The sequence below is a fragment of the Streptomyces sp. NBC_00440 genome, assembly GCF_036014215.1.
Classification (GTDB): domain Bacteria; phylum Actinomycetota; class Actinomycetes; order Streptomycetales; family Streptomycetaceae; genus Streptomyces.
The window spans coordinates 92016-118256 of record NZ_CP107921.1; the positions used below are offsets into that span (position 1 = coordinate 92016).

22 protein-coding genes and 1 pseudogene are annotated in these 26241 nt (G+C 68.8%); 8 read left to right on the forward strand and 15 right to left on the reverse strand.

Translation table 11 applies throughout. The features are described from left to right. The first annotated feature begins 130 nt into the window (after nucleotides 1–130). Entirely contained in the window at nucleotides 131–3283 is a 3153-nt protein-coding gene (locus OHB13_RS00455; protein ID WP_328374688.1) for a discoidin domain-containing protein, read from the forward strand. Nucleotides 3284–3505: 222 nt separating this feature from the next. Here OHB13_RS00455 and OHB13_RS00460 read toward each other — a convergent pair whose 3' ends face one another. The 3 genes from OHB13_RS00460 to OHB13_RS00470 form a co-directional block, all read right to left on the reverse strand. After that, complete coding sequence (locus OHB13_RS00460) at nucleotides 3506–4378, reverse strand: RNA polymerase sigma factor SigF (protein WP_328380185.1); 873 nt, start codon at nucleotides 4376–4378, stop codon at nucleotides 3506–3508. A 629-nt stretch (nucleotides 4379–5007) separates the two neighbouring features. After that, nucleotides 5008–5442 carry a DUF2267 domain-containing protein gene (locus OHB13_RS00465; protein ID WP_266860461.1) on the reverse strand — a complete coding sequence of 145 codons (435 nt, stop codon included), beginning with the start codon at nucleotides 5440–5442 and terminating at the stop codon, nucleotides 5008–5010. A 292-nt stretch (nucleotides 5443–5734) separates the two neighbouring features. Further along, nucleotides 5735–6169: an Hsp20/alpha crystallin family protein gene (locus OHB13_RS00470; protein WP_266860460.1), complete on the reverse strand. Its 435-nt coding sequence runs from the start codon at nucleotides 6167–6169 to the stop codon at nucleotides 5735–5737. 127 nt (nucleotides 6170–6296) lie between these two features. Here OHB13_RS00470 and OHB13_RS00475 point away from each other — a divergent pair, with 127 nt between their 5' ends. Both OHB13_RS00475 and OHB13_RS00480 read left to right on the forward strand, forming a co-directional pair. Then, nucleotides 6297–6947: a type III effector protein gene (locus OHB13_RS00475; RefSeq protein ID WP_328374692.1), complete on the forward strand. Its 651-nt coding sequence runs from the start codon at nucleotides 6297–6299 to the stop codon at nucleotides 6945–6947. Between the two features lie 840 nt (nucleotides 6948–7787). Further along, entirely contained in the window at nucleotides 7788–8126 is a 339-nt protein-coding gene (locus tag OHB13_RS00480) for a helix-turn-helix domain-containing protein (RefSeq protein WP_328374694.1), read from the forward strand. Nucleotides 8127–8250: 124 nt separating this feature from the next. On the opposite strand, the pseudogene OHB13_RS00485 reads toward OHB13_RS00480, so the two are convergent. Together OHB13_RS00485 and OHB13_RS00490 are read right to left on the reverse strand one after the other, a co-directional pair. Then, nucleotides 8251–8399 (reverse strand): annotated as a pseudogene (locus OHB13_RS00485) (IS5/IS1182 family transposase); the annotation flags it as partial. A 202-nt stretch (nucleotides 8400–8601) separates the two neighbouring features. After that, nucleotides 8602–9363: an SDR family oxidoreductase gene (locus OHB13_RS00490; RefSeq protein WP_328374696.1), complete on the reverse strand. Its 762-nt coding sequence runs from the start codon at nucleotides 9361–9363 to the stop codon at nucleotides 8602–8604. Nucleotides 9364–9548: 185 nt separating this feature from the next. Here OHB13_RS00490 and OHB13_RS00495 point away from each other — a divergent pair, with 185 nt between their 5' ends. Next, complete coding sequence (locus OHB13_RS00495) at nucleotides 9549–10427, forward strand: helix-turn-helix transcriptional regulator (RefSeq protein WP_328374698.1); 879 nt, start codon at nucleotides 9549–9551, stop codon at nucleotides 10425–10427. Nucleotides 10428–10766: 339 nt separating this feature from the next. Here the strand turns inward: OHB13_RS00495 and OHB13_RS00500 are convergent, their stop codons facing one another. Next, a complete protein-coding gene (locus tag OHB13_RS00500; protein ID WP_328374700.1) occupies nucleotides 10767–11816 on the reverse strand; it encodes a zinc-binding dehydrogenase in 1050 nt (349 codons plus the stop codon). Nucleotides 11817–11907: 91 nt separating this feature from the next. On the opposite strand from OHB13_RS00500, the gene OHB13_RS00505 reads away from it, so the two are divergent. Further along, nucleotides 11908–12489 carry a TetR/AcrR family transcriptional regulator gene (locus OHB13_RS00505; RefSeq protein ID WP_443062989.1) on the forward strand — a complete coding sequence of 194 codons (582 nt, stop codon included), beginning with the start codon at nucleotides 11908–11910 and terminating at the stop codon, nucleotides 12487–12489. Between the two features lie 60 nt (nucleotides 12490–12549). Here the strand turns inward: OHB13_RS00505 and OHB13_RS00510 are convergent, their stop codons facing one another. Continuing rightward, on the reverse strand, nucleotides 12550–13272 hold the full coding sequence (locus OHB13_RS00510) for a TetR/AcrR family transcriptional regulator (RefSeq protein ID WP_266860447.1): 723 nt from the start codon (nucleotides 13270–13272) through the stop codon (nucleotides 12550–12552). Between the two features lie 242 nt (nucleotides 13273–13514). On the opposite strand from OHB13_RS00510, the gene OHB13_RS00515 reads away from it, so the two are divergent. Next, nucleotides 13515–14102 carry a flavodoxin family protein gene (locus OHB13_RS00515; protein ID WP_328374706.1) on the forward strand — a complete coding sequence of 196 codons (588 nt, stop codon included), beginning with the start codon at nucleotides 13515–13517 and terminating at the stop codon, nucleotides 14100–14102. A 396-nt stretch (nucleotides 14103–14498) separates the two neighbouring features. Here OHB13_RS00515 and OHB13_RS00520 read toward each other — a convergent pair whose 3' ends face one another. Next, the gene (locus OHB13_RS00520) at nucleotides 14499–14672 is read right to left on the reverse strand and encodes a CsbD family protein (RefSeq protein WP_266860443.1); all 174 of its coding nucleotides are present in this window, start codon (nucleotides 14670–14672) and stop codon (nucleotides 14499–14501) included. Nucleotides 14673–14857: 185 nt separating this feature from the next. On the opposite strand from OHB13_RS00520, the gene OHB13_RS00525 reads away from it, so the two are divergent. Then, complete coding sequence (locus tag OHB13_RS00525) at nucleotides 14858–15028, forward strand: hydrophobic protein (protein WP_328374709.1); 171 nt, start codon at nucleotides 14858–14860, stop codon at nucleotides 15026–15028. A 654-nt stretch (nucleotides 15029–15682) separates the two neighbouring features. Here the strand turns inward: OHB13_RS00525 and OHB13_RS00530 are convergent. The 3 genes from OHB13_RS00530 to OHB13_RS00540 form a co-directional block, all read right to left on the reverse strand. Next, on the reverse strand, nucleotides 15683–18043 hold the full coding sequence (locus OHB13_RS00530) for a GH92 family glycosyl hydrolase (RefSeq protein ID WP_328374711.1): 2361 nt from the start codon (nucleotides 18041–18043) through the stop codon (nucleotides 15683–15685). Nucleotides 18044–18614: 571 nt separating this feature from the next. Then, a complete protein-coding gene (locus tag OHB13_RS00535; RefSeq protein ID WP_328374713.1) occupies nucleotides 18615–19541 on the reverse strand; it encodes an NADP-dependent oxidoreductase in 927 nt (308 codons plus the stop codon). 563 nt (nucleotides 19542–20104) lie between these two features. Next, on the reverse strand, nucleotides 20105–21190 hold the full coding sequence (locus OHB13_RS00540; RefSeq protein ID WP_266860434.1) for a helix-turn-helix domain-containing protein: 1086 nt from the start codon (nucleotides 21188–21190) through the stop codon (nucleotides 20105–20107). A 100-nt stretch (nucleotides 21191–21290) separates the two neighbouring features. Between OHB13_RS00540 and OHB13_RS00545 the strand changes: the two genes are divergently transcribed. Continuing rightward, nucleotides 21291–22532 (forward strand): MFS transporter, encoded by a 1242-nt coding sequence (locus OHB13_RS00545; RefSeq protein WP_328374715.1) that lies wholly within the window; start codon nucleotides 21291–21293, stop codon nucleotides 22530–22532. 232 nt (nucleotides 22533–22764) lie between these two features. Here the strand turns inward: OHB13_RS00545 and OHB13_RS00550 are convergent, their stop codons facing one another. The 4 genes from OHB13_RS00550 to OHB13_RS00565 form a co-directional block, all read right to left on the reverse strand. Next, a complete protein-coding gene (locus OHB13_RS00550) occupies nucleotides 22765–23475 on the reverse strand; it encodes a DUF4328 domain-containing protein (protein WP_328374717.1) in 711 nt (236 codons plus the stop codon). Between the two features lie 366 nt (nucleotides 23476–23841). Then, entirely contained in the window at nucleotides 23842–24831 is a 990-nt protein-coding gene (locus OHB13_RS00555) for a quinone oxidoreductase family protein (protein WP_328374718.1), read from the reverse strand. Between the two features lie 32 nt (nucleotides 24832–24863). Then, nucleotides 24864–25283, reverse strand: a complete 420-nt coding sequence (locus OHB13_RS00560; protein ID WP_328374719.1) for a (R)-mandelonitrile lyase — start codon at nucleotides 25281–25283, stop codon at nucleotides 24864–24866. Between the two features lie 101 nt (nucleotides 25284–25384). Then, on the reverse strand, nucleotides 25385–26227 hold the full coding sequence (locus OHB13_RS00565) for an SDR family oxidoreductase (protein ID WP_328374720.1): 843 nt from the start codon (nucleotides 26225–26227) through the stop codon (nucleotides 25385–25387). Nucleotides 26228–26241 lie beyond the last annotated feature (14 nt).

Sequence of the window (26241 nt, forward strand, 5' to 3'; positions counted from 1 at the left end):
CACATGCCAGACAGCTCCGGTCGATGCCGGCCGCCATCACCTGGCGCGCGCCCCTTGACGTCGCCGCACGGCGGCCGAAAACTGACCCTGCCCGACAACGTTGTCTATTCGCTTCCGAGAGGCATCGAACGTGCCCCAGCTCCCCCCTCTCCCCGTCAACCGGCGTCGATTCGTCCAGCTCCTGGGGGCCTCGGCCGCCCTGGCCGCGCTCCCCACGGCCCTCAGCGAGGGCGCCGCGTCCGCCGCCGGGCAACCGGGCGCCGGTGCCGGCACGGGACACACACCCGCCCCGGACCCGGTGGCTGAGACCTACTACCGGGTCCTGCTCTCCCACACCAACTGGTCGGAGACCCGGTGGGACTCCGCCAAGGGCCACTACACGGCCACCGACTTCGGCTTCGCCGTCGTTCTCGGCAATGCGGTCCTTCTCACCCACGGCACTTACGACGCCGACAAGGCCGGCGTCGACGCCGCCACGCTGAAGGACCGGACGATCGCCTCGATCCGTCACTTCGCGGGGTCCAACCGGAACAACGGCGGCACCGAGTGGGGCAAGACGCTCTTCTTCGACACCACCTTCCAGCTGTACTTCGCACTGGCCGCCCGGCTGCTCTGGGACGACCTCGACGCCGCCACGCAGAAGAGCGTCGACTCACTGATCCGTAACCAGGCCGCCTACACCACCTCGCTCGGCGCCGGCGACGACCCGCTGTCCTCCCCGTGGACCCCCAACGGGCTGAAGGGCGGCTGGCAGAGCGACACCAAGGTCGACGAAATGGGCGTCTACGCCCAGTCGCTGGTGCCGGCGCTGGTCTGGGCGCAGGACGACCCGCGTTATGAGGACTGGCTGGCTGCCTACCGCGCCTGGGCACGGAACGAGACGGGTCTTCCGGCTGCGGACCTGGCCAACCCGGTCACCGTGGACGGGACTGCGGTCAGCGACAACACCGGGCACAACCTGTGGGACACCTTCCTCGTCGAGAACCACGGCTCCTTCGAGCCGCACTACCAGGAGGAGGTGTGGCGCACCTCCGCCCGCACCGCGATCCACTACCTGACCGCCGGTCGCGCCCTGCCGCAGGTGGTCACCGACCAGCCCAACACCGGCCCGCTCTGGCGCAGCATCCTCAACGTGATGAGTGACGCGGGTGAGCCGTTCATGCCGATGATCAATGACCGGGAGCACCTGTACGGCCGAGACGTCATCCCGCTGGCGTTCCAGGCCCAGGTGATCGGCGACCGAGCCGCCGCGTGGGCCGAACAGGCCATGGCGGAACGGCTGGAGGCCTATCAGGCATATCCGCCGGAGTACCGGCTGGCGAAGTTCTCCGGCGAGCCCAAGTACGAGCCGGAGGCCCGCGCCGAGGTCGCCATCAGCTACCTGCTCCATCTGTGGGCGGCGAAGTCGGGACGGCAGGTCCAAGCACTGTCGGAGAAGGGGTTCTTCGAGCAGGCGTCCGGTGTCATGGACTTCGGCGAGGTCCCGGGCCTGTTGTCGCACCAGTCGCCGGCCGCCTGGTCGGCGGCCGTCAGCAAGCCTGGGTTCGTGAAGTTCACCTGGCAACCCGCCCACGACGACTGGCTGTTCAAGCTCAGCGCCGCCACTCCGATGTTCCTGCCGGCCACCACCGGCAAGGTCGCAGGCCGCCAGGTGCGCACCTACCACGCGGTACGTGACGGCTTCGACGGCAGCGCGACCGTCCTGGACCTCGGTTCCGCGGCCTATGCCGGCCTCACCACCCTGCCCTCGGGTGCGGTCGTGTACGCCACCACCGGCACCGGAGAGGGTGAAGGGCACCTGGAGGTCTACAACCTCACCATGCCGGGCGTGGCCGGTCTCACCGGGTCGCGCACCTACCGGTACGCAGAGGGCAGTCACGCCGTGGCCGCCGCCGACAGTTCCGGCGGGGCCACCGGCGGCGTACGGGTGGACTCGCTGACGTTCACCCGTACCCAGGTCCGGTATCTGCGTGTACAGGGAATCCAGGGCGACCCCACCTACGGCTACTCGATCTACGAGTTCGAGGTCCGGGACGGCGGCGACGGTGGCGACCTCGCGCGGGGCACGGCTGCCACCGCGTCCTCCTCCGACACCGGCATGGGTCCCTCGCTCGCTGTGGACGGCAGCACCACCACCCGGTGGGCGGTCTCCAAGGGGGACAGGACCCGGGCCGACAGCTGGCTGGCGGTGGACCTCGGGCACGCTGAGGCCGTGGACCGGGTCACCGTCCGCTGGGAGGCTGCCGCCGGACGGAAGTACCTCCTGCAGGGCTCCACCGACGGGCAGACCTGGACCGATCTTGTCTCCTGGCCCGCTCCGGACGCATCGAGCAACGGCGGCTGGCTCGACGTCGACGGCCGCGCCGGGCTGGTCGTACGCGGCTCGAAGCTGCCTCTGTCGGTCTACGGCGACACCGTTGTCCTGGCGGACGGGCCGTCAGGGCCACTGCTGGTGGAGGGCATACCCGGCGCCTCGGCGAGCAGCTTGCGCGAGCTGGCCGGGCGGCCGGTGCCGAAGCCGGACACGGACGGAGTGCGGGCGGCTCTGACCGAGGGCCACCTCAGCCTGTTCAATCTGACGGGTTCCGCTGTGTCCACCACCGTCGAGGTGCCGGCCTCCGGTACCGGCCTCGCGCTGTTCGAGGGCCGCCAGACGGTCACACCGGACGGGCTTTCGCTGGTGGCCGGTCTCGATGCGGCTTCGGCGGTCCTGCTCGCTCCGCGCTTCACCCTGCGCCCGCTGACCGGTGGGCGGCTCCCTGCCGGTCTGGTCGCCGAGGTGCTGGACGGCGCCACCGTACGGCTGTCCGGCCCGTCCTGCCGGGTGCTGGTGACCGGCCAGGGCCGCAGCTCGGTCGCGACCGTCCGGGGCACCGTCACCGTCCGGCTGTCCGGAGCCACCGCGTTCCCGGTGGACGATCTGGCGCTGGGCCGGACCGTCTTCCCGACCAATCCCCTGCCGCCCGGTATGTCCGACCCACGGGCTGCCGTCGACGGTGACCCTCACACGGCGTGGACACCCGGCCCGAACGGGCGGATGGTGGTCGACCTGGGCTCCTCGGTGGCGTTCAGCACCGTCCGCGCCGAGTGGGCGGGGGGCCGCGTGCCCACCGGCCGGGTGGAGGTCAGCGACGACGGCCTGACCTACCGGAACGCGGGCACGACAACCGGCTCCGGCGCTCTGCGGCAGCTCACCACCAGGGCCACCGCTCGTTACGTCGCTCTGGCGACCGACACGTCCGGTGCGGGGACGGCCCACCTGGTGGCACTCACGGTGCGCTGACGGGTCGCGGGAGCCCCCGGCCGGCGCCGGCCGGGGGCTCACCCGTGGACGTACCGTCGCTCAGTCGGCCACCGGCCGCCGCACGCCGGTCGTGGACTCGCCGACCTCCAGCCGGTGCGGGGCGTGAGACCGGCTTCGTGAAAGGCCCGGATCACGCCGACGGCCAGCAGGTCGTTGATAGAGCAAGCCTATACATCTGAACGGAATTCCCGACTCGGAAGACTAGGCGAGCATTCCCTTGCGGAGTTTGGTCAGCGTTCGGGTCAGCAGGCGGGAGACGTGCATCTGGGAAAGTCCCAGTTCCGCGGCGATCTCGGCTTGGGTCATTTCCTGGCCGAAGCGCAGGGTAAGGATGGTCCGGTCTCGTTCGTCGAGAGTGGTCAGGAGAGGGGCAAGTGCCTGGAAGTCCTCGATCAGTTCCATCGCTGGGTCGCACGCGCCGACGACATCGGCCAGGCTCCGTGTACCTCCCGAGGGCCTCTGGTGCTGGTCGTTGTTGTCCTGGGGCAGGTTCAGCGACCCGGCGGTATAGCCGTTGGACGCGATCAGTCCCTCGATGACCTCTTCTTCGCTCAGCTTCAGGTGTGTGGCGAGTTCCGCCACGGTCGGCCGGCGGTTCAGGTCAACCGAGAGGGTGTCCTGCGCTTTGGCCAGTTCGACGCGCAGCTCCTGCAGGCGGCGTGGGACGTGGACGGACCAGCTGGTGTCGCGGAAGAACCGCTTGATCTCGCCGACGATGTAGGGGATGGCGAAGGAGGTGAACTCGACTTCTCGGGATAGGTCGAAGCGGTCGATGGCCTTGATCAGGCCGATGGTGCCGACCTGGACGATGTCCTCCATGGTGCCGCTGCCCCGGTTACGGAAGCGGGAGGCCGCGTAGTGGACCAGGGAAAGGTTCATCTCGATGAGTGTGTTCCGTGCGTACTGGTACTCGTGCGTGCCTTCTTCCAGCACCTGCAGCCGGTCGAAGAACACCTTGCTCAGGGCCCGCGCATCCTTCGGTGCAACCTTCAACGGGTTCTCGACTGGCGGTAGTTCGCCGACCGTAGGGCTTTCGGCAATGGAGGCGGCGGCCTTGGCCGGCGGTACGGGCAACGACGCTGCGGTCAGCGAGGACGTCACGACAATCACTCCCTAAACGATGCCAGGTAGAGCGCACTTGACCAGCTCGTACGCAGGCATACCTACCGATTTCAATGATCCTCGCGACACCCGGTTGCCCGGTTGTACGGTTCGCGAGTGACTTCCCGATCTTGGTCGGGCGCGATGCACCCAGGGGTGGGCGAAAAAGAGGTTCACGAGAAGCTCCGGCACTATGACGCCGACTCCCCCCGACCAACCCGCGGGATGTTCCGGTGCCTCAAACAGTGCCGACAGTGACGCCTTGCGTGTGTGCGGTGGGTGGAGCGGGTGACGCCTTGCGTGTGTGCGGTGGGTGGAGCGGGTGCTACGCGGGCAAGGGTCTGCTCCGTCTGCGCTGGCGCTCGCCGGCTGCACGGATCCCGCCATGTACAGGACCGTGATCCAGTGAGAGTCACCAGAGGGCGGTGCTCCTTTCGGCCAGTGACCCCGCTGCCCGAACTTGGCACGCACCCTGCGAATGTGCGGGTTGAGCTGGGTTCGAGGGTGGTCGCCCGCGGGCAGGGCTCCGGCGTCCCGCCGGAGCCCCCCTACCGTTCACATCCGCCCCAACAGCTGCTGCTACGGGTTCCCGGCCGAAGCGGTCATGCGGCCTGGATGAGTTCTGCGCGGCCGAAGAGCAGAGCCCATCCGGACGGGAGCTGGGTGAGGATACGGTCCATGAGGCCGGGGCCGGCCAGGTGAGCGACGGCAGAGAGGACGGCTCCGGTGTCCCAGCGGGTGGTTGCCGGCGTGCCGCCTGTGCGGGCGGCCAGGTCCTTGACGAAGCCCCAGCCCGTGAGCGGCTGCCTGTCGGGGATCTGGGCGGTGAAGACGAGGGCGGCCTCGATGGGGAGACAGGCGGCGAGGTCGACGCGATCGTCGCCGGTCAGCTGGCGGCCCAGGGCGGCCAGCACGGCGCGCGTGACGTCCTCGGCATGTTCTCGGGTGGGATACGCGCCTTCGTAGCGGATTCTTTCCAGCATCTGGTGAAACGTCATGTCCGTCCGGGCGGAGGCCGGTTCACTCAGCGGGAACATCGGGGATCGCCTTTCTCATTCAAGGGCGTTTTTGCTGGCAGGAAGGGCTACTTGCATGAGTGTCAGCCGACCCGGCTGGTGCCGGTTGGGCTGTTGCGTCTGGGCTCGGGTGTGCTGACGGGCGGCCGCAGAGGAGGCCGTGGCCCGGGGGCTTGAGCGGGATGCGGCGGGCGGGTTCTGCACATGGTGCGCGACATGGTGCGCACGAAAGCGGAACGCGGAGGACGGGATCAGAAGGGGACAGGGATCGATGCCCGTCCTCCGACGTCGGCGTGGCCGGACAGCCGGCTTCTCAGCTGCGGATCTCCGTGTGCGCGGGTCGCCCGCCGACCGAGATCCTGCGGGGCTTGGCGCGCTCGGCGATCGGGATACGCAGGGTCAGCACCCCGGCGTCGTAGTCGGCCGTGATGCGCTCGGTATCCAGGGTGTCGGCCAGCACCAGCTGACGGGAGAAGACACCCAGTGGCCGCTCGGAGAGCTCCATCTGCACATCGTCCGCCTTCACCGCCGGCCGGCGCTCGGCCTTGACGGTGAGCATGTTGCGCTCGACATCAATGTCGATCGCGTCCTGCGCGACCCCGGGCAGGTCCAGGGCGATCACGTACTCCTCGCCCTCCCGGTAGGCGTCCATCGGCATCGCCGAGGGCCTGGACCAGGTACCCGTCACGCCCGTCAACTGCTGGGCGAGCCGGTCGAGTTCGCGGAACGGGTCAGTGCGCATCAACATCGCGAAAACACCTCCACAGGTCTGGCAGAAACTGCCAATGCGCTTCGTGTACCACCGTTGTAACATGTCATCCAGACGATGACAAGTTCAGTGTCACCCAGAGGGTGACGACTGAGAAGAGGGTCCCGTGAACGCATCCCAGTCCTCCAGCAACCCCGCTTCCTTCCTCGCCGCCGCAGAAGCGCTGGACACGATCGACGAAGCCGTCCGCACCGCCCAAAACGCCCAGCCTCCAACCCACCCAGAAGGCACTCAGGCAAGTTCGGAAGAGGCCCTGGCCGCCCTGCTCATGCTGCGCGAACTGCGCGAGCAACTCGCCGAATGGGAACCGGGACTCATCGAAGCGGCCCGCGACGCGGGCACCAGCTGGGCAGACCTGGCCCACCCCCTGGGCGTCGCCAGTCGGCAAGCCGCCGAGCGGCGCTATCTCCGCGTACGTCCAGGAGCCCCCGGCACCACCGGCGAACAACGCGTCCAAGCCACCCGCGACGACCGTGCCGCCGACCGCAGCGTCACCGCCTGGGCCCGGGACAATGCCGCCGATCTGCGACAACTCGCCGGACAGATCACCGCACTCACCGACCTCCCCGCGCCGGCGCACACGCCCCGGGAGAACCTTGCCGAGGCACTCGCCGACAACGACGCCGCCAACCTCATCAAGCCGCTCGCCGACACCCACACGTACCTCGCAGCCGGCCACCCCGACCTCGCCGCCCGCATCGACATCATCACCCACAACGCCGACCGGCTCCGCCAGGCCGGCAGGGGCGGACGCTGAATCAGCAGAGTTCCTCAAGCCCGTACACAGCCGAGCCGATCGAGGAAGCGCGCCGGACCTGGTACGCCCTGCCGGGGCGATGCGCCTCGCACGCCCTCGTCCATCGAGGCCGACTATCTACCCATGACGCACACGGAAATCTATTCTCGCCGGAGTAGACATTGGATGGTGGTGTGGTTATGGTTTCTCTCGTAGCCAGAGAGACCGCAGGGTCCGGCAGAGACGAACTGCCGGGCAGCAGTAATCGCAGTTACAGGTAGCAGGACGGTGCGGTGGTGGAGTTTCGAAGCCAGGGTTGTCGCAGGACGGCGACGGGACTGACGACCGGACCGGGTAGCCCGCAGTGATCAGGGGCCACCGAGAGCAGTACTGCAGGACCCGCAAGTGCAGTACCCAGCAGTGGAGTTAAGCGAGCAGCACCTTGGTGAAGGCGTCGGCTGCGGACGCGCGCATCGGGAAGTTCGGCAGCGGGGTTCTAAGCCAGAGCAGACGCGGGACGGGCGACGGGGCTGGCTGTCGAAGAGTGGCGCTGTCACAGGCCGCAGGACAGTAGTACCAGCAGTAGGTAAGTGAGTGATCCCAGAGGGAAGAACGGAGGAGCCAAGCATCATCAGGATCGCCCGGGCGGAATTTTCGAGCCCGGGTACCGCAGGACATCGATAGTGAGGTGGTCTCCGGTCAAGCAACCGCGATCCCCGCATCCCACGCCCTCTCCCGGGCGGGCATGCGGAAACAGAAGGCCGGCGCAGTACCAGGGTCGGCAGATGGTGTAGCAGTTCCTTCGGGGCCCGGGTGCCACACAGCACCCGGGCCCTCCAACATGTTCCATAGAGAGGTGCAATGACAGCAGACGACTCGTTCGGCCGTCTCGACGACGACGACTACCCCGCCTACACCATGGGCCGGGCCGCCGAAATGCTCGGCACCACCCAGGGCTTCCTCCGCGCCATCGGCGAAGCCCGCCTCATCACCCCGCTGCGCTCCGAGGGCGGCCATCGCCGCTACTCCCGCTACCAACTGCGCATCGCCGCACGCGCCCGGGAACTCGTCGACCAGGGCACCCCCATCGAGGCCGCCTGCCGCATCGTCATCCTCGAAGACCAACTCGCAGAAGCCCAGCGCATCAACGCCGAACACCACCGCGCCGCCGAATCGCAGAACCCGCCGCCCTCAGGCTGAAGTGGGCCGCCGATCGGGGAGTGACGGTCCGGCCAGCACCCATCGGTCGGACCCTCAGCGCCTCGTACGTCACCGGGATCGCGCTGTCGGCGGACGACGAGCGTATGGGTCATCAAGGCTCCCGCAGGGCCCGGCCCTCCAGTGGAAGGCTCCACGGACGGCCATTGCGGACCGCGTCCACACCCTCCCGCCGCAGCACGGTCACCAGCTTTCTGAACCGACACGGGCTCCGCCCGGTCAACGCGCTATCCAGGCCGGCTCCGGCGTCAACAGCTGGGCGTCGACATCGTGATCGAGCCGAACCGGGATTTGGTGACTGGCGAGGAGGAAAGGCGATCGCCGAACTCACCAGCCTGCCCGCCCCGGCGAGGTGGGGGCCGTGCGGGTGGCGGGGCCACGTGGACAGGACGCGTGGCTCTGCTCGCTGGCGCCCGGGGGCGATGAGCCATGCGGCCCCCGATGGGGAGAAGGGGCGTCAGCCTTCGCGGCTGGGGAGCATGGTCAGGGCTTGCGAGCGCTGTGCGACGAGGTCGTCGTAGGTGCCGTCGCGCTCGGCCCAGCGGTGCACGAGGGCCGCCTGCACGACGATTTCGCGGGGGGTGGGGTCCGCTGAGAGCAGTTGCATGACCTCGGTGGCGAAGTCGTCGAGCGGCAGCGCGTGCGGGTTCACCTTTTCCTGGCCCGCTGTGGCGACGGCCGGAGGGACGAGCTCCACGACACCGATGCCGGTGCCGTCGAGCTGCGCGCGCAGCGCCTCTGTGTAGGCGTGCACTGCCGCCTTCGAGGCGGCGTAGGTGGGCATGGGCGGGAACGGCAGGAAGGCGATTCCGGAGGTGACGGTGATGAAGGTGCCGGCGCCCCGCCGGACCATGTGCGCGGTGAAGGCGTCGATGACCCGGATGGTGCCCATCAGGTTGGTGTCGATCGTCGTCTCGGCCGTCCCGAAGTGCGCGGGGTCGCGCAGGTCCTCCAGGAGCATGACGCCCGGCATCGTCACCACGGTGTCCAGCTCGGGGTACCGGGCGAGCACGGTGTCACGAGCTGATGTGACGGAGGCGCCGTCGGTGACATCGATGCTGATCGTGCCCAAGCCCTCTCCGGCAAGTTCTGAGAGCGCCTCCTCACTGCGGCCGCCAACGGCCACGGTGCTGCCCGCTGCGGCGAACCGGCGGGCCAGCTCTCGCCCGATACCCGAGGTCCCGCCGACGATGAGAACGGTGCGGTTGGAGAGATCCATGAGATCTTCCCTTCAGTCCAGGTGCCGACGGCGTTCAGGCCCGCGGCGCATTCAGTGGTGTGCTCTGTCCTTCGTGAACAGTGCAATCGCAGTCTGGCGACATCCGCTGGATGTGACAGTGCCCCCGTCTTCCCTGGTCCCACCAGGGCCCCTCTGAGTCACGCACACCGCGTTACGGTGTCGGTATGAAGGATGAGGAATCCGGCAACCGGCTCGGCAGCTACCTTCGCGCCCGACGTGAGCTGGTCTCCCCGGCGCAGGCAGGACTCCCGCCCGGCGGCGGCAACCGCCGCGTGCCCGGCCTGCGCCGTGAGGAAGTCGCCCTGCTCGCCGGAATCAGCCCCGACTACTACCTGCGCCTGGAACGCGGCCGCGACAAGAACCCCTCACCTCAGGTCCTCGAATCACTCGCGCGCGTCCTGCAGCTCGACGACATCGAACGGACGTATCTCCTCGGCCTGGCGGCAGCACGCCCCAGGGCACCGCGCCGCAAGCGGCCCGAACACGTGCCGCCGCGGGTGCACGAACTCCTCGCCCACCTTCAGATCCCCGCGTTCATCGAAGGGCGCGCGTTCGATGTCCTGGCCTCCAACTCCATGGCCATCGCGCTCTCCCCCCGGCTGCGGCCCGGCCTGAACCGGCTTCGTTCCCTCCTCCTCGACCCTGAGGAACAAGCCTTCCACCAGGACTGGACCAAAGCCACCGCCGATTTCATCGCCGCCCTTCGCACGACCATCGGGGACGACACCGACAACCCCCGGTTCGTCGAGCTCGTCGGAGAACTCGCACTGTCCAGTCAGCGGTTCCGCACCCTGTGGGCCCGCCATGACGTCCGCAGTCTCGACGGAGGCACGACCACGGTCCACCACCCCGTCGTCGGTGAACTACGCCTCCACCGCGACAAACTCCCCATCGACGACGTCATCCTCGTCGTCTACTACCCCGACAAGGACAGCGACAGCGACGAGAAACTGCAACTCCTCGCCGCACTCTCACACACCGAACCCACCGAACCCACCGACACAGCACAGCAGGTCAACCGAGGCGAGGGTCCGCCGGCTTGAGCTGGGACGGTCCGCTCGGATACGGCTCTGTCGGAGTCGCTCAAGCCCCACGACCTCCTTGAGACGACCACGCCTTCGCCCGGCATGCCGCGGGAACAGTCGTGGGAGTAACGAGCCAAGCGCCATCTGCGGGCTGCTGAATTCGCTCTTCTGCGAATTCCCGGTGACGAAGTCTACGAGCGAGTGATGCCCGGTCTTCTCCGGCTCGGGAGCCGGCATGCCGACCCCAGGGAGTTCCACTGGATCCGGCGGATGCGTTGGAGGGCCGAGGACATGGTGAGTGCCCTGTCCGCGTACGTCACCGAAGCCGAGTTTCCCCCACCACACGCTGGATTGAACTCAGGGGTGCATGACGATCTTTCCCACGTGTCCCCTGCGGGAGAGTTCCTCCTGCGCCTGAGCGGCCTGGTCCAGTGGGAAGGTAGCGGCGATGACGGGCTGGACCTCGGCCCGACGAGCCAGGCCCATAAGGAGATCGAAGTGTGCGGGCGTATGCATTGCGGACCCGATGACCTGGGCGTTGTGCAGATAGAGACGGCGCACATCGAAAGCCACGCCGTAGCCCCCCAGTGCGCCCGCGATGACCCATCGGCCCCCTTCGCGCAGCAACGGCAGCCCCTCACTCACCAGTTCGCCGGCCACGACGTCCAGTGCGACATCGATGCCCTCCGGAGCGGCGGTACGGATCTGCTCCGCGACGTCGCCCGCTCGGTCGATGACCTCGTGCGCACCCGCTTCACGCACCGCACCGATCTTGGTTCCACTACTGATAGCGAGCACCCTCGCGCCGCGCGCACGGGCGATCTGCACCAGGGCCAGGCCAACGCCGCCGGAAGCCCCCGAAACCAGGACGGTCTCTCCTCGCTGCAGCCGGCCCCGCTCGATCATGCCCAGCGCCGTACCGTAGGCGGTCGGCAACGCCGCCAACTGGTCATCCGTGAGCGGGGAATCCGTCACGTCATGCACACGCTCCACCGCCGCTGTCACATACTCCGCGTATCCACCGTCGCGTTCACTCCCCATCAGGCCCACCGGGTTGGCGTGCGGCCCTTCGGTCTCGTAGATCGCGGGATCGACGACCACCCGGCGCCCGACAAGGCTCCCCTCCGCTCCGGTCCCGACAGCCACGACGCGGCCGCACACATCTGCACCCTGGATACGCGGAAAGCCGACCGGGCCGCGCCAGCCCGACCTCGCGTCCGGGTCCCCCGGACTCCCGTAAGCGCCCTCCCGAGTCCACAAGTCGGTGTTGTTCAGGGCTACCGCACTGACCTGGACCAGCACCTCCTCAGCCCCCGGAACAGGGACCGCGACCTCCGCCGGCTCAAGAACCTCCGGCCCTCCGTGCCCGGTGATCCGCACCGCTCGCATGAACTGGGATGTACTCATCGCTTGAACCTCCCTCAGGTATACTGATCTGTGAACATGCCCCACCGTACACCGCCCGGCGAAAGGTCCCACAGTGCAGGAAGCACGGCCCATAACACCCGCCGGGCGCCGCGTCGTGGCAGCCGCAGAGGAGCTGTTCTACAACCGCGGCATCACAGCGGTCGGCGTGGATCTGATTGCCGAGCGCTCAGGGGTGACCAAGCGGACCCTGTACAACCAGTTCGGCTCGAAAGACCACCTCGTAGCGGCCTACCTCACAGGCCGCGACCAGCGCTGGCGGACACATGTCCGTACCACCGTCGACACCAGCGACACTCCCACCCAGGCCGTCACCGCACCCTTCGAAGCACTGCGGACCTGGAGCGAAACCAACACCCGCGGATGCGCCTTCATCAACGCACTCGCCGAACTCCCGGACCCCTCACACCCCGCACACCGCATCGCCGCGAACCAGAAACTCTGGCTCCGAAACCTCTTCAAGGAACTCGCCACCGCAGCGGGCTGCTCACACCCCGCCACCCTCGCCACCCAACTCCTCGTACTGCATGAAGGCGCTCTCGCCACGCAGCCACTCCCCCTCGACACCCTTCCGGAAAGCACCGACCTGGCACGAGCCCTGGTTCAAGCCAGCGCATCGCCCCGTCAGGGCCTTGCAGTCGGCCCCTGCGACTGAACGCCCTCCGTGCGGCTGGCATAACCGACTGCGCCCACGCCTGCAGATCAGACGGTGGGTTCAGCCTGCCAGCTGCTGCAGCCATTCGCGCAGCAGAGCCGTCTCCGTGTCTCGCAGAGGTACCCCAGCAGCCGGGGGCCCGGTGGTGAGCGCGGTTTGAAGTGCGGCATCGAGGGCGAGTGCGCGCGAGGCCAGGTCCGACCCGGATGAGGCGGGCGGGTCCGTGGTGATCGAGGCGATGATGGTGTCCCGCAGCCGTGCCGAAGTGGTCAGGTCCCGCTCCGAGGACTCTTCGCCGATCTGCGCCAGCGTGGCACCCGTCGTCGCCGCGTGGATGACCCGGGTCGCCTGCTCCACCGGAACCCGAAGGCGCCCGGCGTCAGCCGCCCGGCCCAGCAGTGTCACCAGCAGGGCGTGCGCCTCGTCCGCGGCCGGGGGCCGACGTCCGGGCTGCACAGTGCCATACATGAGCATGTAGAACGCGGGGTGCTGCACTCCGAAGTCGACGTGCAGGTCCCAGCCGCGGTACAGGTCGGCCACCGGGTCGTCGGGGGTCAGCGCCAGCGCCTCCCGTTTCTCGGCCAGGTACATGTCGAATCCGTAGGCGGCCAGCTCCGACAGGAGTCCGTCCTTGTCGTCGAACATCCGGTAGAGCGCGGGGGCCGTGATGCCCGCAGCTGCGGCGACAGCGCGCGTGGAGACCGCCTCGCTGCCGCCCTCCTCCAAAAGCTTGGCGGCCACCTGCAGTACCTGGCGCCGCGCGGCGAGTCGTCCCTCATTCATGGAACAACGATATCGCATTTTGCGTAGCACCGTATTATCGGTGCTACGGTTTTAAGCGGATCGTCGATCCGTGCGCTGATGCGGTCGGCGTCGGCCCGCGAGAGCTGGGCATGCGCACACCCCCGCCGGGGCGGTCGGTTCCCCACTCGTGGAGCAGTGCGGCCGACCGCCGCAGCGGGCAGCTCGCCGTCCGCCGGCACCACCACCGAACACGCCGCCATCGCGGCAGGAGAGGAACACCCATGTCCGATATCTCGATCGTGATCGCGTCGCATTCCGGCTACGGCCACACCGCGCAGATCGCCACGGCCGTCGCGGACGGCGCACGCTCCCTCGCCGGGACGCAGGTCCACGACGTGGACGTCGCCTCCCTCAGCGACGCGGACTGGGAGCTGATGGACGCCGCGGACGCCATCATCTTCGGCACTCCCACCTACATGGGCACTGCGTCGGGGGCGTTCCACGCCTTCGCCGAGGCCAGCAGCAAGCGGTGGATGACCCGCGCCTGGAGCGACAAGCTCGCGGCGGGGTTCACCAACTCCGGCTCCATGAGCGGCGACAAGCTGCACACCCTGCAGTACCTCTCGCTCCTTGCGGCCCAGCACGGAATGCTCTGGGTGAGCCTGAACCTTCTGCCGGGCTGGAACACCACCACATCCAGCCCCCAGGACGACAACCGCCTCGGCTTCTACCTCGGCGCCGGCGCACAAAGCTTCAACGACACCCCCGCGGTCCACGACGCAGACCTGAACACCGCCCGCCACCTCGGCCGACGCGTCGCCGGGCACGCCCGCATCCACCGCGCCGGACTGACCGCCGCAACGCACTGACACAACGGTCCGTGAACCGGCCCGGCAGCCCCCGCCCTGCACCAGCGAACAGCAACTCCGGACCAGGAGGCCGCTGGAGTCCACCCCGGCCGAGGGGTTACGCCGGCGAGCGTACCCGGCAGAATCGTTCGGTTTGGCGGGCGGCCAAGCGAGGCTCATCACCCACAATGCGTCTTTCGTTCATCACCATCTTTCAGCCTGTTCAAAAGAGTGCGTCATGCAGCACCGGACACGGGGAAGCCAGGGCCCCGAGGTCGCGGCGATCGGCTACGGCGCGACGGGCCTGACGGAGCCCCGCGAAACACGGCCACAGCGCATCAGCCCCGGGACGACGACTCAGGGCAACGCTGATCCCGGCAGCCAAGGCACGGCTGCCGGGATCAGCGTGTAGCGGCTCTACTTCTTGAAAGCGTCCTTGGCCTTCTCCTTGGCCTGCCGCAGGTCTCCCTTGGCTTCTTCGGCGCGCCCTTCGGCCTCCATGGACTCGTTACCGACAGCGCCTCCGGCGGCCTTTTTGACTTTGCCCTTGACCTGCTCGCCCTTGGCCTGAGCCTTCTCATCCGCAGCCACAATCACTCACTCCCTGCCTTACTAGAGGAACGCGATATGCCACATCTGGCCCGAAAGCCTTCCGTTCAAACCCCGACAGCTGCTGCACGGAAACCATCTCCCGCCGGGCGGCATGAAGGTGACATGAGGGCGGCAGGAGTGAACGGTTCGCACCAGGGCAGTCGTCAGCTTGGAGGTTGATAACGATGGTTCCTGTCATTCTCGTTCTTCTGCTCGCCCTGATCCTTTTCGGTGTGGGTTTCGCACTCAAGGCCCTGTGGTGGATCGCCGCCATCGTGCTGGTCGTGTGGCTGCTGGGGTTCCTCGTCCGCCCCGCAGCGAGCGGAGGGAAGCGTGGCCGTTGGTACCGCTGGTAGACGGCGCTCAGGAGGCTGATGTGGGTGGGCCCCGACGCGACTACCGCGTCGGGGCCCACCCACTTTCGCCTGCGTTCTTGTCCCCTACCAAGGCCCGGACCGACTTCGCCGTGAACGTCACGCCGCCTACTGAGGCGAAGCGCCCGCGACAGAAAGACGTTTCGCAACCCTGCCCGACGCAGGAGCACGCGCTTACACCGTGGCCGCCAGCGTCGTAGCTGCCCACAACTACGGATTGCGCGCGTGGCTGCGTTCGGGCGCTCTCGGAGACGTGGCCGCCAGCGTGGACCCGGCGCTGGACCTCGTTCGACACACATGGGCGCACGATGCCGGAGCGGTCATCGTCATGGCGCGGCCAGGTACGCCGACCTGGCGTCCAGTCCAGGAGATCGAGGCTGCACGCGGGGGCATGAGTCCAGCCGATCGCCCTCCTGCGCGACTGGCTCGCAGCGCGCAGTGAAGGGCGATCATGCGGCCGCGGTCCCCGTGGACCTGCGCCACCGCGCGCACCGGGACGAGACTGCTCCGCGGCGGTGACGGAGTTCTGCGCCCGGCCGCGAGCCCGCTTCGCCGAGCGTGGCCGCCGCGACGTGCGCACCAACCGGTGAAATCCCGGGGGTGCGGCCCCTCGTGGGAGGGACCGCACCCCGAGCCTCAGGGCCGGGCCATGGCGGGCGGGGCGGCGTTGGCGCCCCAACTCGTCGGCCTGTCCGAGAGGTTGATCCTGATCGTGCCGGAGCGGAGCAGGTCCTTGTGGGACAGCCAGCTCTGGCGCAACTTCCCCTTGCCGGTGTCCACGGAGGACACGTACTGGAGCTTCGACGCGTTGGCGCCCGGGGCATCGATGCTGATCGTGCGTCCGTGTTCGGGCCGGATCTCGACCTTCTCGAACATGGGCGCTGTGATCACGTAGGTGGCGGAGCCGGGCTGGGGCTCGAAGATTCCTGCCATGGCGAAGACGAGCAACGAGGAAGTGGCGCCGAGGTCGTCATTGCCGGGCATTCCGTACACGTCGTCGGTGAAGAGCGTCCGCATCGCACGCAGCACGGCGGAGGTCTTCCATGGCGCGTCCGTCCACGTGTACATCCACGGCGCGTGGAAGTCGGGCTCGTTGTTGGGGTTGAACGCGAAGTTGTTGTGGTAGTCGTACGCGCCGGTCACCCACGAGTCCGAAGCCGCCTTCGCCGGGTCGGTGAGCACGGTCGGCATGTCGAAGAACTTGTCGAGCCGCTGCTCGGCCTGCGAAGGGCCGCCCATGAGCCCGAAGAGCGTCTTCGGGTCCTGCTGCGCGAGCCATTCGTACTGCCACGCGGTGCCCTCGTGGAACGCGCCGGCCTGGGCGGGATCGGGGTCGCCGGCAATGGTGCCGTCCGCGTTCTTGGCCACCGGGAACCCGGAGAAACCCTGCGAGGTGACGGTGGGGTCCCACAGCTTGGTGAAGTTGTCGCAGCGAGAGGCGAGCGTCGTGGCCCTGCCCCGGTAGCCGAGGCCCCTGGCCATCGTGGACAGCGCGCAGTCGGCGAGCGAGTACTCAAGTGTGGCCGAGCCCGACTGGCGGCTGTCGCCGTACTTGTACCCGGGCAGGTTCTGGTAGCCGACCCAGCCGTTCTTGACGTACGTGGGGTTACCGTCACGGCCACGGAAGATCGACTGGTCCGCGGGGACTTCGTTGGCGTTCTTCCACAGCGCGCCGAAGAGCTGGCGGGCGGTGCGTTTGTCGAGCAGGCCGCGGTTGTAGATGTCGACGATCCACGGAGTGACGGGGTCGCCGCTCATCACGTTGGTCTCGCTGTTGCCGAGCGCCCAGCGCGGCAGCCAGCCACCGTCCTGGTAGATGTGCAGTACGGACTTGGCCATATCAGTGGCCTTGTCCGGGTTCAGCAGGTCCACCAGTTGGTTCTGCGAGCGGTAGGTGTCCCAGAGCGAGAACATCTGGTAGTACGTGGAATCCGCGCGGTGCACTTTGTCGTCGAAGCCGCGGTAGCGGTTGTCCACATCGGACCCGATCGACGGGTGCAGCAGCGAGTGGTAGAGCGCGCTGTAGTACGTGCGCTGGTCGGCGGTGCTGCCACCGGCCACGCGCATCCGGTTCAGCTCTTCCTGCCAGGTGTTGTGCGCGGCGGCACGGGCCTTGTCGAACGACTTCGGCTGCTCGGCCTTGCGGTTGAGGCGTGCGCCGTCGATCGACGTGTAGGACAGGCCCACCGAAGTGCCGACCTGGTTGCCCTTGGCCGGGTCGAAGGTCGCATAGGCGCCGGCGCGCTTGGTGCCACGCGACGCGTCGCGCTGGTTCGGGGTGATGGTGCCGTCGGTCCAGGTGCCGAAGCTTGAGAACTTCCGGTCGAACTTGGCGCTGAAATAGATCCGGTAGCGCTCCTTCCCGGTCTCACCGCAGAAGTTGCCGCCCTGGAGCCAGCCCTCGACGGTGTCATTGCCGACGACGTGGACGTCACCGGCATAGGTGCTGCCATTGCTCTCGCCGGTCTCGATCAGCACGTTCTCGGGGCCGGATCCGGCGGGGTACGTGTAGCGGTGCTGGCCGGTTCGCTGCGTCGCGGAGAGCTCGGCCTGGATACCGTTGTTGAACTTCACTCCGTAGTAACCCGGCGCGCGGGTCTCGTTGTCGTGGCTGAACTTCGCACCGTACTGCGCCGGGTCGGACGACGTGACCGCCCCGGTGGTCGGCATGAAACGGAAGTTGCCCATCGTCTGGCAGCCGACGCCCGAGAGGTGGGTGTGGCTGAAGCCGAGGATCGTGTCCTGCTTGTAGTCATAGGAGGCGTACTGGTTGAGCTGCGTGTCCGGGCTCAGCTGCACCATGCCGAACGGGACGGTGGCGCCCGGGAATGTGGTCCCGTCGCCGTTGTTGCCGATCGACGTGTCGACCAGTGTGGTGGGGTCATCGGCGAACTTCGGTCCCCGCTCCTTGGCATCTGCGACGCCTGGGGTGGCGGATGCCGCGACCACAGTGGTGGCGAGCAACAAGGCGGCGAACGCGCGTTTCCATGCTCTCATCGCGATCCTTCCTGTGACAACGTTGTCAATTCCCTGAGATCTTTGCCTTTCAAGTACTGCTCCGTCAATCCGGTTGACCGCCAGGGTTGAATTGCCCCGGCCTCAACGGGCGGCCGGACAACGGGCCGTCAGCGAGGAGCAGGAAGAGCGGGAGCTCAACTGCGGCCTGGATCGGGTTTACCGACCGGCGTCTGTCATGTTCTGGAGTCGGTACGGGGGACGACCGAAGTCCTGATTCCTCCCGCTCAGCCGCTTCACGGCCCGTCCGCCGTCCCCGTGGGCGGGCCGTCCCACCCAAGGCTGACAGAGAGGTGCCGGAGGTCTGCTGACTCAGCATGCGCGAGGCGAGGGCCAGGTGGCGAGGGTCTCCTCGGACAGACGCCCCCCTGTGTCGATCTCCGCCTGGGCGTAGACGTATCCCTCGTCCCGAACGAGGACAAGGCAGGCGTCGGCCCAGGCGGCGCCGGTCTGGGCCGTCCGGTCCCACCGCGGGGCGGCGGTGACCGGATCGACGCCAAGTGGTCGGCCAGTCAGTTGTGTTCGGGCCGGTGCGTGGTCGGCGGTCAGCTCATCAGGGTACGAGCACGATGCGCCCGCGCAGGCCGCGCGAGGCCAGCGTGTCGTGGGCCGCAGCGGCTTCCGAGAACGGCATCGTCCGGTCCACCCGTAGGGTGACGAGGCCGGCGTCCGCGAGGGTAGCCAGCTCGGCGAGTTGCACCGCGTCGCTGTGTACCTGGACCTGGGAGACACGGATCCCGCGTTCCGCCGCTGGGCCGGCGCCGAGAACACTGACGAACGTGCCGCCGTCTCCTAGCGCACCTATCACTGATTCGCCCAGGGCCGCGGCGTCGATCAGCCCGGCGACTCCGCCGGGAACTGCCGCGCGGATCGCAGCGGCAGGGTTGTCAGAGCGCGGTACGAAGAGGCTGGCACCCAACTTGCGTACCAGTTCCTCGTCCTGGGATCCGGCGACGGCGACGACGTGCAGGCCACGCGCGGCCGCCAGCTCGACGAGATAGCCGCCTACGGCGCCTGCGGCACCGGTGATCGCCACGGTCGCACCGTCGGCCGCGGCGAGCAGGTCCAGCGCCTGCCGGGCGGTGAGTCCGTTCAGCGGAAGCGTCGCTGCCTGCACCGGGCTCGCGTGCCGGGGTGCGGCAGCGACGGCCGTGGCGGGCAGGACGACGTACTCGGCGTGCGTGCCGGCTTGGGTGTCCGGCCAGTCGGACATGCCGATCACGGCGTCGCCGACCTCGAAGCTGTGGACGCCGCCGCCGAGGGCATCGACGATTCCCGCGACGTCGAGACCGGGAATGTAGTGGTCCCGCACGGGGACACGCGAGGCCAGTGCGCCGGCACGAATCAAGGCGTCGGCGGGGTTCAACGCGGCCGCCGAGACCCGGATACGGATCTGACCGTCGCCCGGCTCAGGGGTCGGGACCTCGCTGATGCGGAGCACGTCGGAGCCACCGTATTCGGACAGGATGACAGCACGCATCGTCACATCTTCTCTCTGAAGGTGTCCTGACCGGGCAGGCCCCGGCGAACTGTCCCTGGAACCCTGACGACTGGTTTCATATTCCGCCGGGGCGGCATGAGAAGCCAGTCGTCTCTTGAGCCGGTCGCGTCGGTCATGGTTCACGCGCGACCCGGCGCCCTGATGCCAGGACACGAACAGCCGCACGAGAAGCTCGGGTTGATCGCTGACTTGGCCGACCCATGGTCGCCCTGGCCGACGTGTCCGGCTGTACCGGGGCCGAGGGCGTCACGCTGCGGATCGGCGGCAGCGAGGCGCGGTCCACCGTCCCACGGCACATCGGGCCGGCCGCAAGGTGTCCGTGCCGGGCACCAAGAAGCCGAGCACCGAGAAGGCCGCGAAGTTCAGCGGCGGGCAGGGCCGTGAGCCATGGCCCGGCGCGATACGGCCGGGGCGGATGCAGCCGGTGCGCTGCCCGACTGCCCGGGGGCGGCCTGCGGTCGCGACGGGCGGCCCGGCGCCCTGCCGAGTAGGACGATGTCGCGAAAGCGGCGGTCGCTCGCGTTTCGGCAGAACGAAACTGCTCAGCGCAGGACGGCCGCCAGCAGGTCCGTGCCCAGCGTCGTCATCTCGGGCAGGTTGAGGGTGTACTGGACGTAGCGCCCGTGTCGCCGGGTCGTGAGCAGGCCCGCGCGGCGCAGGACAGCGAGGTGGCGGGAGACCTCCGGGGGCGAGAGTTCCCAGGCGTGCGCCAGTTCACCGGTGGTGTGCGGGCCGCGGGCCAGGGTGCGCAGCAGCCGCAGCCGTACCGGATGCGCGAGTGCTTCCAGCCGTAGCGTGACTGTTTCCAGCGGCACCGGCGCCGAGGGGCTCGGCTCGGTCACGGGGTACTGCACCACCGGGTGCCACCCGGGCGCGTGGACCGCTACCAGGTGCGGGCGGCCGAAGACGCTGGGGACGAACGTGACCCCGGTGCCGTGGGCGGTGGTCGCTCTGTCCTGGAGCTTGTCCACGATGATGCAGTTGCCGTCCGGTGCCAGGGTGACGGCGCCGGAGACCGATGCGAGCGCCGCCCCGACGCCCTGGCGCTTCAACAGGTCGTTCTTCAGGCGCAGATCGGTGGCGAGTTGCACGGCGACGCCCGTCCAGGCGGTGTCGAAGAATGCGTCGGCGCACTGTTCGAGGGTGTGACGCACCCGTGCCCGCACAGCGGCCGGGTCCGCGAGCAGCCGTTCCGCGAAGGCCTCTTGGAGTGCGCCGCGGGCCTGGGCCAGGTCCAGGGCGCGCTCGCGCGCCGTCGCGTCGGCGAGCGGCGACGGTCCGGCGAAGTGGACCCGGTTGCTGCCGCACGTAGTGATGAGCGCTGCGGTCACATAGGTTTCGTCGTCGATCCGGTCCACGTCGTCCAGCTCCTCGGCGAGGGTCGGCCGGGGACGGGCGGGAACCAGGAAGTCGGCTCGTGAGGAACGCCAGAGGAACTCCGCTTCCCTGAGCCGCTCGGCCAGTTCCGGCCGCAGCCCGGCCCAGACGTCCCCGGCCCAGCCGGCGAGTTGCGGGTGATGTGCGGGTTCGGCCAGCACGTGAAGCATCGCGGTCAGCTCGGCCAGCGGGGAGGCGGTGAACCGCAGTTGCCCCGACGGCGGACCGCCGATGTCGATTCTCAACGTCATCTCTTCATCATCGCCGGTCGCATGGCCGACGACCGCGTCGGTTGACGGTGTCCGTCAACCGACGCGCCCGGCCCGGGCTGCCGAACGCACCGTTGACGCCATGGCAACGAAAACGTATATCCAGCCGCGTGCTCTCGTCCGTGCCTCCGGAGGCCCCCGCTATGCCGTCGCCCTGGCCGTGGACGCGCTCGGCACCGGCTTCCTGCGTCCCTTTCTGCTGCTCTACGGGGTGGCGGTGCTGAAGCTGTCCGTGTCGGCCACCGGCATCGCCATGACGGCAGGCAGCGTCGTGGCTCTGGTGTGCATGCCCGCGGTGGGGCGATGGCTGGACCGGGGCGCGCGCAGCACGGTCGTGGCGGCGTCGATGCTGGTGCGGGTGCTGGGTGTGGCGCTGCTGCTGGCCGCCCCGGCGGGGCACCCGTGGCTGTTCACGGCGGCGGCGCTCTTCCTCGGCATCGGCAACCAGGCGTGGCCGGCTGCCCATGCGGCCCTGGTGGCCACGGTCGCCCACGGCCGCGAACGCGACGCCGCTCTCGCAGGGGGCCGTGCGCTGCGCAACGCCGGCCTGGGCGCCGGTGGACTCCTGGCCACCGCGTGTCTGGCGGGTGGCACCACCGCGTTGCAGGCGCTGGCGGCCGTCACCGGCCTCGCCTACCTCGCCGCGGCGGCCTTGGCATGGTCGGTCCATCTGCGTGCGTATCCGGGCGCTGCCGCGGCCACGGACCGGGACGACGAGCCCGCACCCCGGATGCGCGTGCTGCTGGCCGCCAACGTGATCTACGTCTTCTGTCTCAACATCCCCGAAATCGCGCTTCCCCTGGTCCTGGTGACGCAGTTACACGCTTCCCCGGTGTGGTCGGGGGCCATTTTCGTGGCGAACACGTTGCTGGTGGTCACGCTGCAGGTTCCGGTCACCGTCTTCATGTCCCGCTTCGCCCGGCGGACCGTGCTGGCTCTTGCCGGCGTGGTGCTGGCCGCGTCCTACCTCGGCTTCTTCGCGGCCACCTCACTGGGACACGGCTGGGGTGCCCCGGCCGTCGCCGTGGTGTCCGTGGTCTGCACCATCGGCGAGATCATCTACGCCGGCAGCGCCACCGCGCTCGTCACTGCCCTCGCCCCGGCCCATGTCCTGGGGCACGCCCTCACCCGTTTCCAGCTCTCCACGGGCTTCGGCCTCGCCGTCTCCCCGGCGATCGTCACCGCTCTCGCCTCCCGCGGCTCGGCCGCCCTCTGGGGCAGCCTCGCCGCCGCGACCCTCCTTTCCGCCTCCGCCGTCGCCGCCGAGAAGGATCAAGGAACGCGGCCCAGCGATTACCGCCTTCCGGCGCGAGCCGGCGCCTGAGCCCGGCGATCGATGCGGGAGACGGTTCGAAGCAGAGGCGTACACCATCCGGCTCCTTGTGCCGGGACTTCGCCGTCAGCATCAATGGCGAGGCGCCCTGTTCACCGAGGCAGGTCAGGGCGGAATGCCGGTGCTCGTGCCGGGTGCGGGAGGGAGTTCCTGCCTGGCCGTCCGCTGTCGCCGCGCCCAGTCGTAGCGAGTACGCGTCGCTACCCCTGAGCACGGCACCGGATCAAACGGTCGCGTACGGTCCCGCCGCTGCCTTGGTGCGCTGCATGTGTGTCAGCTTCCGTACGAAGAAGATCGCGAGGACGGCGGCCACGATGTCAACGGCGTCACCGGCGAGCATGACGCCCACCGACTGCCGGTACGCGTCGAGGTCGTCCGACCTGCTCAGTGCCGATCCGAGCTTGCCGAGGACCAGCGAGATGACCCATGCGGCCCACCACGCGGTCAGCAGCGTCCGCGGCGCTGCGCGCCGGGAGCCGTCGGCTGCGGCCGGGGAGCTGGCGTCCCAGGACGCGGAGGCGATGCCGTGCGGTATCCAGAGGCTTCCGAGGGGGATGAACCAGCCTCCGATCGCCCAGCCCGCGCGTCGGCCCTGGATGTCCGGGGCAAAGACCTCGGCGTTCTTGCGGGACCGGTGGAACCAGACGATGAACACGACCGCGGTCGCGGCCAGCGCCACCATGTAAACGTTGCTGCCCAAGCCGACCAGCCGGTCGGCCCGCTCCCCGTCCTCCACTGCGTAGGAGGCGAACCCGCCGTCCGAGACGCCCCCCAGCAGGCGGTACATGTTGACGTGGGCGACGACCGAGAAGACGTCCGTCGCGGCGCACAACGCGAGCAACATGGTGACGGCCAGGGACAGTCCTTTGGTCGGCTTCAACCGCGGTCCGACGTACAGATTGCGCGGTGGTGTGAAGGCAGGCGTATGCGACATGACTGAGAGAACCCCCCACGGGTACGAAAACCGGCCGTCGAAGGACGACCGGCCCCGAAGCTTATGTTCCGCTTATATCCCCGTCCAGCCCGTTACCGCTTGGCAGTTCCACACACTCGTCCTCGCTGCCGCTCTGCACGTCGGCCAGGGGCATCGGGAAGGCAAGTCTGCTGCTGACGGCGTGGCAGGTGCCGGTACGCACGGTGGCAGAACGCCGTCGACGATGCGGTCGGGGCCGAGGGGGCGGCTGAGGCGGCGAACCCAGCCCGGAACGGCACGGAACCCGTACGGGACACCGTGGTCCATAGCGGTGTCCCGTACGGGTTCCGTGGTGGTGCGTCGCACTCCCCGCAGCATGGGCCGGCATCAGGGGACAGTGAGGATGATCTTTCCGTGAGCCTCGTGGGAGCGCAGGCGCTCTGCGGCCTTGGCGGCGGTGGCGAAGGACAGCGTGGTGTCGATCAGTGGCCGGACTCGTTCGTCGGCCACGGCCTCCAGCAGGTGCTTTCCCGCAGCGGCGATGACGTGGCCCAGTTCGGCGGGCCGGGTGAAGCCGAAGGAGACGCCCGCGACGCGCAGGTGGCGGTAGGAGAGGGCATCGAGGTCGATCGTGGACTCGGCCGTGTCGAGGCGGCCGATGTTGACCACGGCGCCGTCGGTGCGGGTGGCCGGCAGGCAGGCGGCGAAGGCAGGGCCGCCGACGTGATCGAGGGCAACGTCGGCGCCCTCGCCGTCGGTTACGTCCAGCACCGCCTGGGCAAGGTCCTGTTCGCCGGTGACCACGACGGTGTCGGCCCCCGCCCTGCTGAGCAGGGAGCGCTTCGCTGCGCTGCGGGTGGTGGCGATGACGTGTCCCGCGCCGAGTGCCTTGGCGATCTGTACGCCGATCAGGCCGATGCTGGAGGTGGCTCCGGTGATCAGCACCGACTGCCCGGCCTGGAACCCGGCGGCCATGAGGGCGCCGTGCTCGGTGAGCAGCCCGGTGGGCAGCGCGCACGCCTCCGCGTAGCCGAGTTGCTCGGGGACCAGCAGGACGTGGCGGTGGTCGGCCAGGACGTACTGGGCGAAGCTGCCCGGCGTGGTACCCATCACCCGCTCGCCCACGGCGGGTGTGTCGACGCCCTCACCGATGGCGGTGACCTCGCCGGCGAACTCGTAGCCGGCCCGGTACTCCTTGCCGGTGCCGCCGGAGGTGGGGTCGGCGTCGGCGAGCATGGAGGCGTCGGCGTTGTTCAGGGCCGTCGCACGGGCGCGCACCACGATCTGCCCGGGACCGGGTTCGGGTACGGGAACCTGCCGGGCGGTCCAGTCAGGTCCGGTGCCGCCGAACAGCGCGGTCATCGTCGTCTCGGCCATGGGCGGGGCTCCTTTCACGGGCGGCGCTGGGGTCAGTGGCTGCTGGTGCGCCCGGCGTTGTACTGCGCGTCGGTGATGTGCTCCAGCCAGGTGGTCTCGGGCCGGTCGTCGCCGGGGGCGACGGCATCCCACAGGGCGAGGTGCTCCATGAAGCGGTCTTCGGTCGCTCCGTGCCAGTGCTCCTCGCCGGGCGGGCAGGTCACCGTCTCGTCTGGGCGGGCCTCGTAGACGGTGCCGTCACGGGTGCCGATCAGGGCGGTACCGGCGACGATGTGCAGCGTCTGACCGACAGCGTGGTGGTGCCACGCGGTGCGGGCGCCGGGAGCGAAGCGCACCATGTTGGCCCGAATACGGGACGGCTCCTTTCCGGCGTGGATGACGTCGAACCAGACGTCTCCGTTGAACCATTCCGCGGGTCCCTTGCCGGTGGGCTGGGCCTTGACGAATTCCATGGGGGGTCTCCTTGATTTGGGCAAGTGTCAGTGGCCGGGATGGCGCCGCGAGTTAAGAACGGTGCGTCTGCTCCAGCCCCGGGATACCGGGGCCGACGCCATCAGGCCGCGTCGTCGCGGGAGAGGCCGGTGCCCAGGGCGCGTGACGCGACGGCCTGGTCGGCGATCTCCTTGCCCTTGGCCTCGATGGCGGGTACGGCGTCATCGCCGGCGACGAACCGCAGCGGTGGCTCCTCCAGGCCGACGACCTTCAACAAGGCGTCGGCGAGCTTGGCAGGGTCGCCGGCCTGCCGGCCGTTCATCGACTGCCACATCTTCTTGGTCTCTGCGGTGCGCTCGGCGTAGTCCTCGATCGAGCCCTCCGCCCAGCTGGTGGAGGCGTCCACGAGCAGTTCGGTGCGGAAGAAGCCGGGCTCGACGATCGTCGTCCTGATGCCGTAGGGCTCCAGGTCGAAGTGCAGGGATTCCATCCAGCCCTCGACACCGAACTTGGATGCGGCGTAGGCGACGCAGAACTCCTGGCCGATCACACCGGCCAGCGAGGAGATCGTGACGACGTGACCGGCACGCTGTTTGCGCATGACGGGCAGTACGGCGCGGGTGACGTTCATCGGGCCGAACAGGTTCGTCTCGATCTGCGCCCGCATCTGCGCCTCGGAGATCTCCTCGAAGTAGCCGGCCTGGAAGGTCGCGGCGTTGTTGATCAGCACGTCGATGCGGCCGAAGCGGGCCACGGCAGCATCGACGGCCGCCCGGGCGGCGGCGGTGCTGGTGATGTCCAGCGCGGTGACCAGCAGGTTGTTCTGCTCGCCGCCGAGCGCATTGAGCACGATTTCGGGGCGGCGGCCGGTGGCGACGACCTGGTGGCCGGCGGCCAGGGCCTGGCGGGCGATGTCGGTGCCCAGGCCGCGGCCCGCACCGGTAACGAAGATGACCTTGCTCATGAGAACGGGAACGC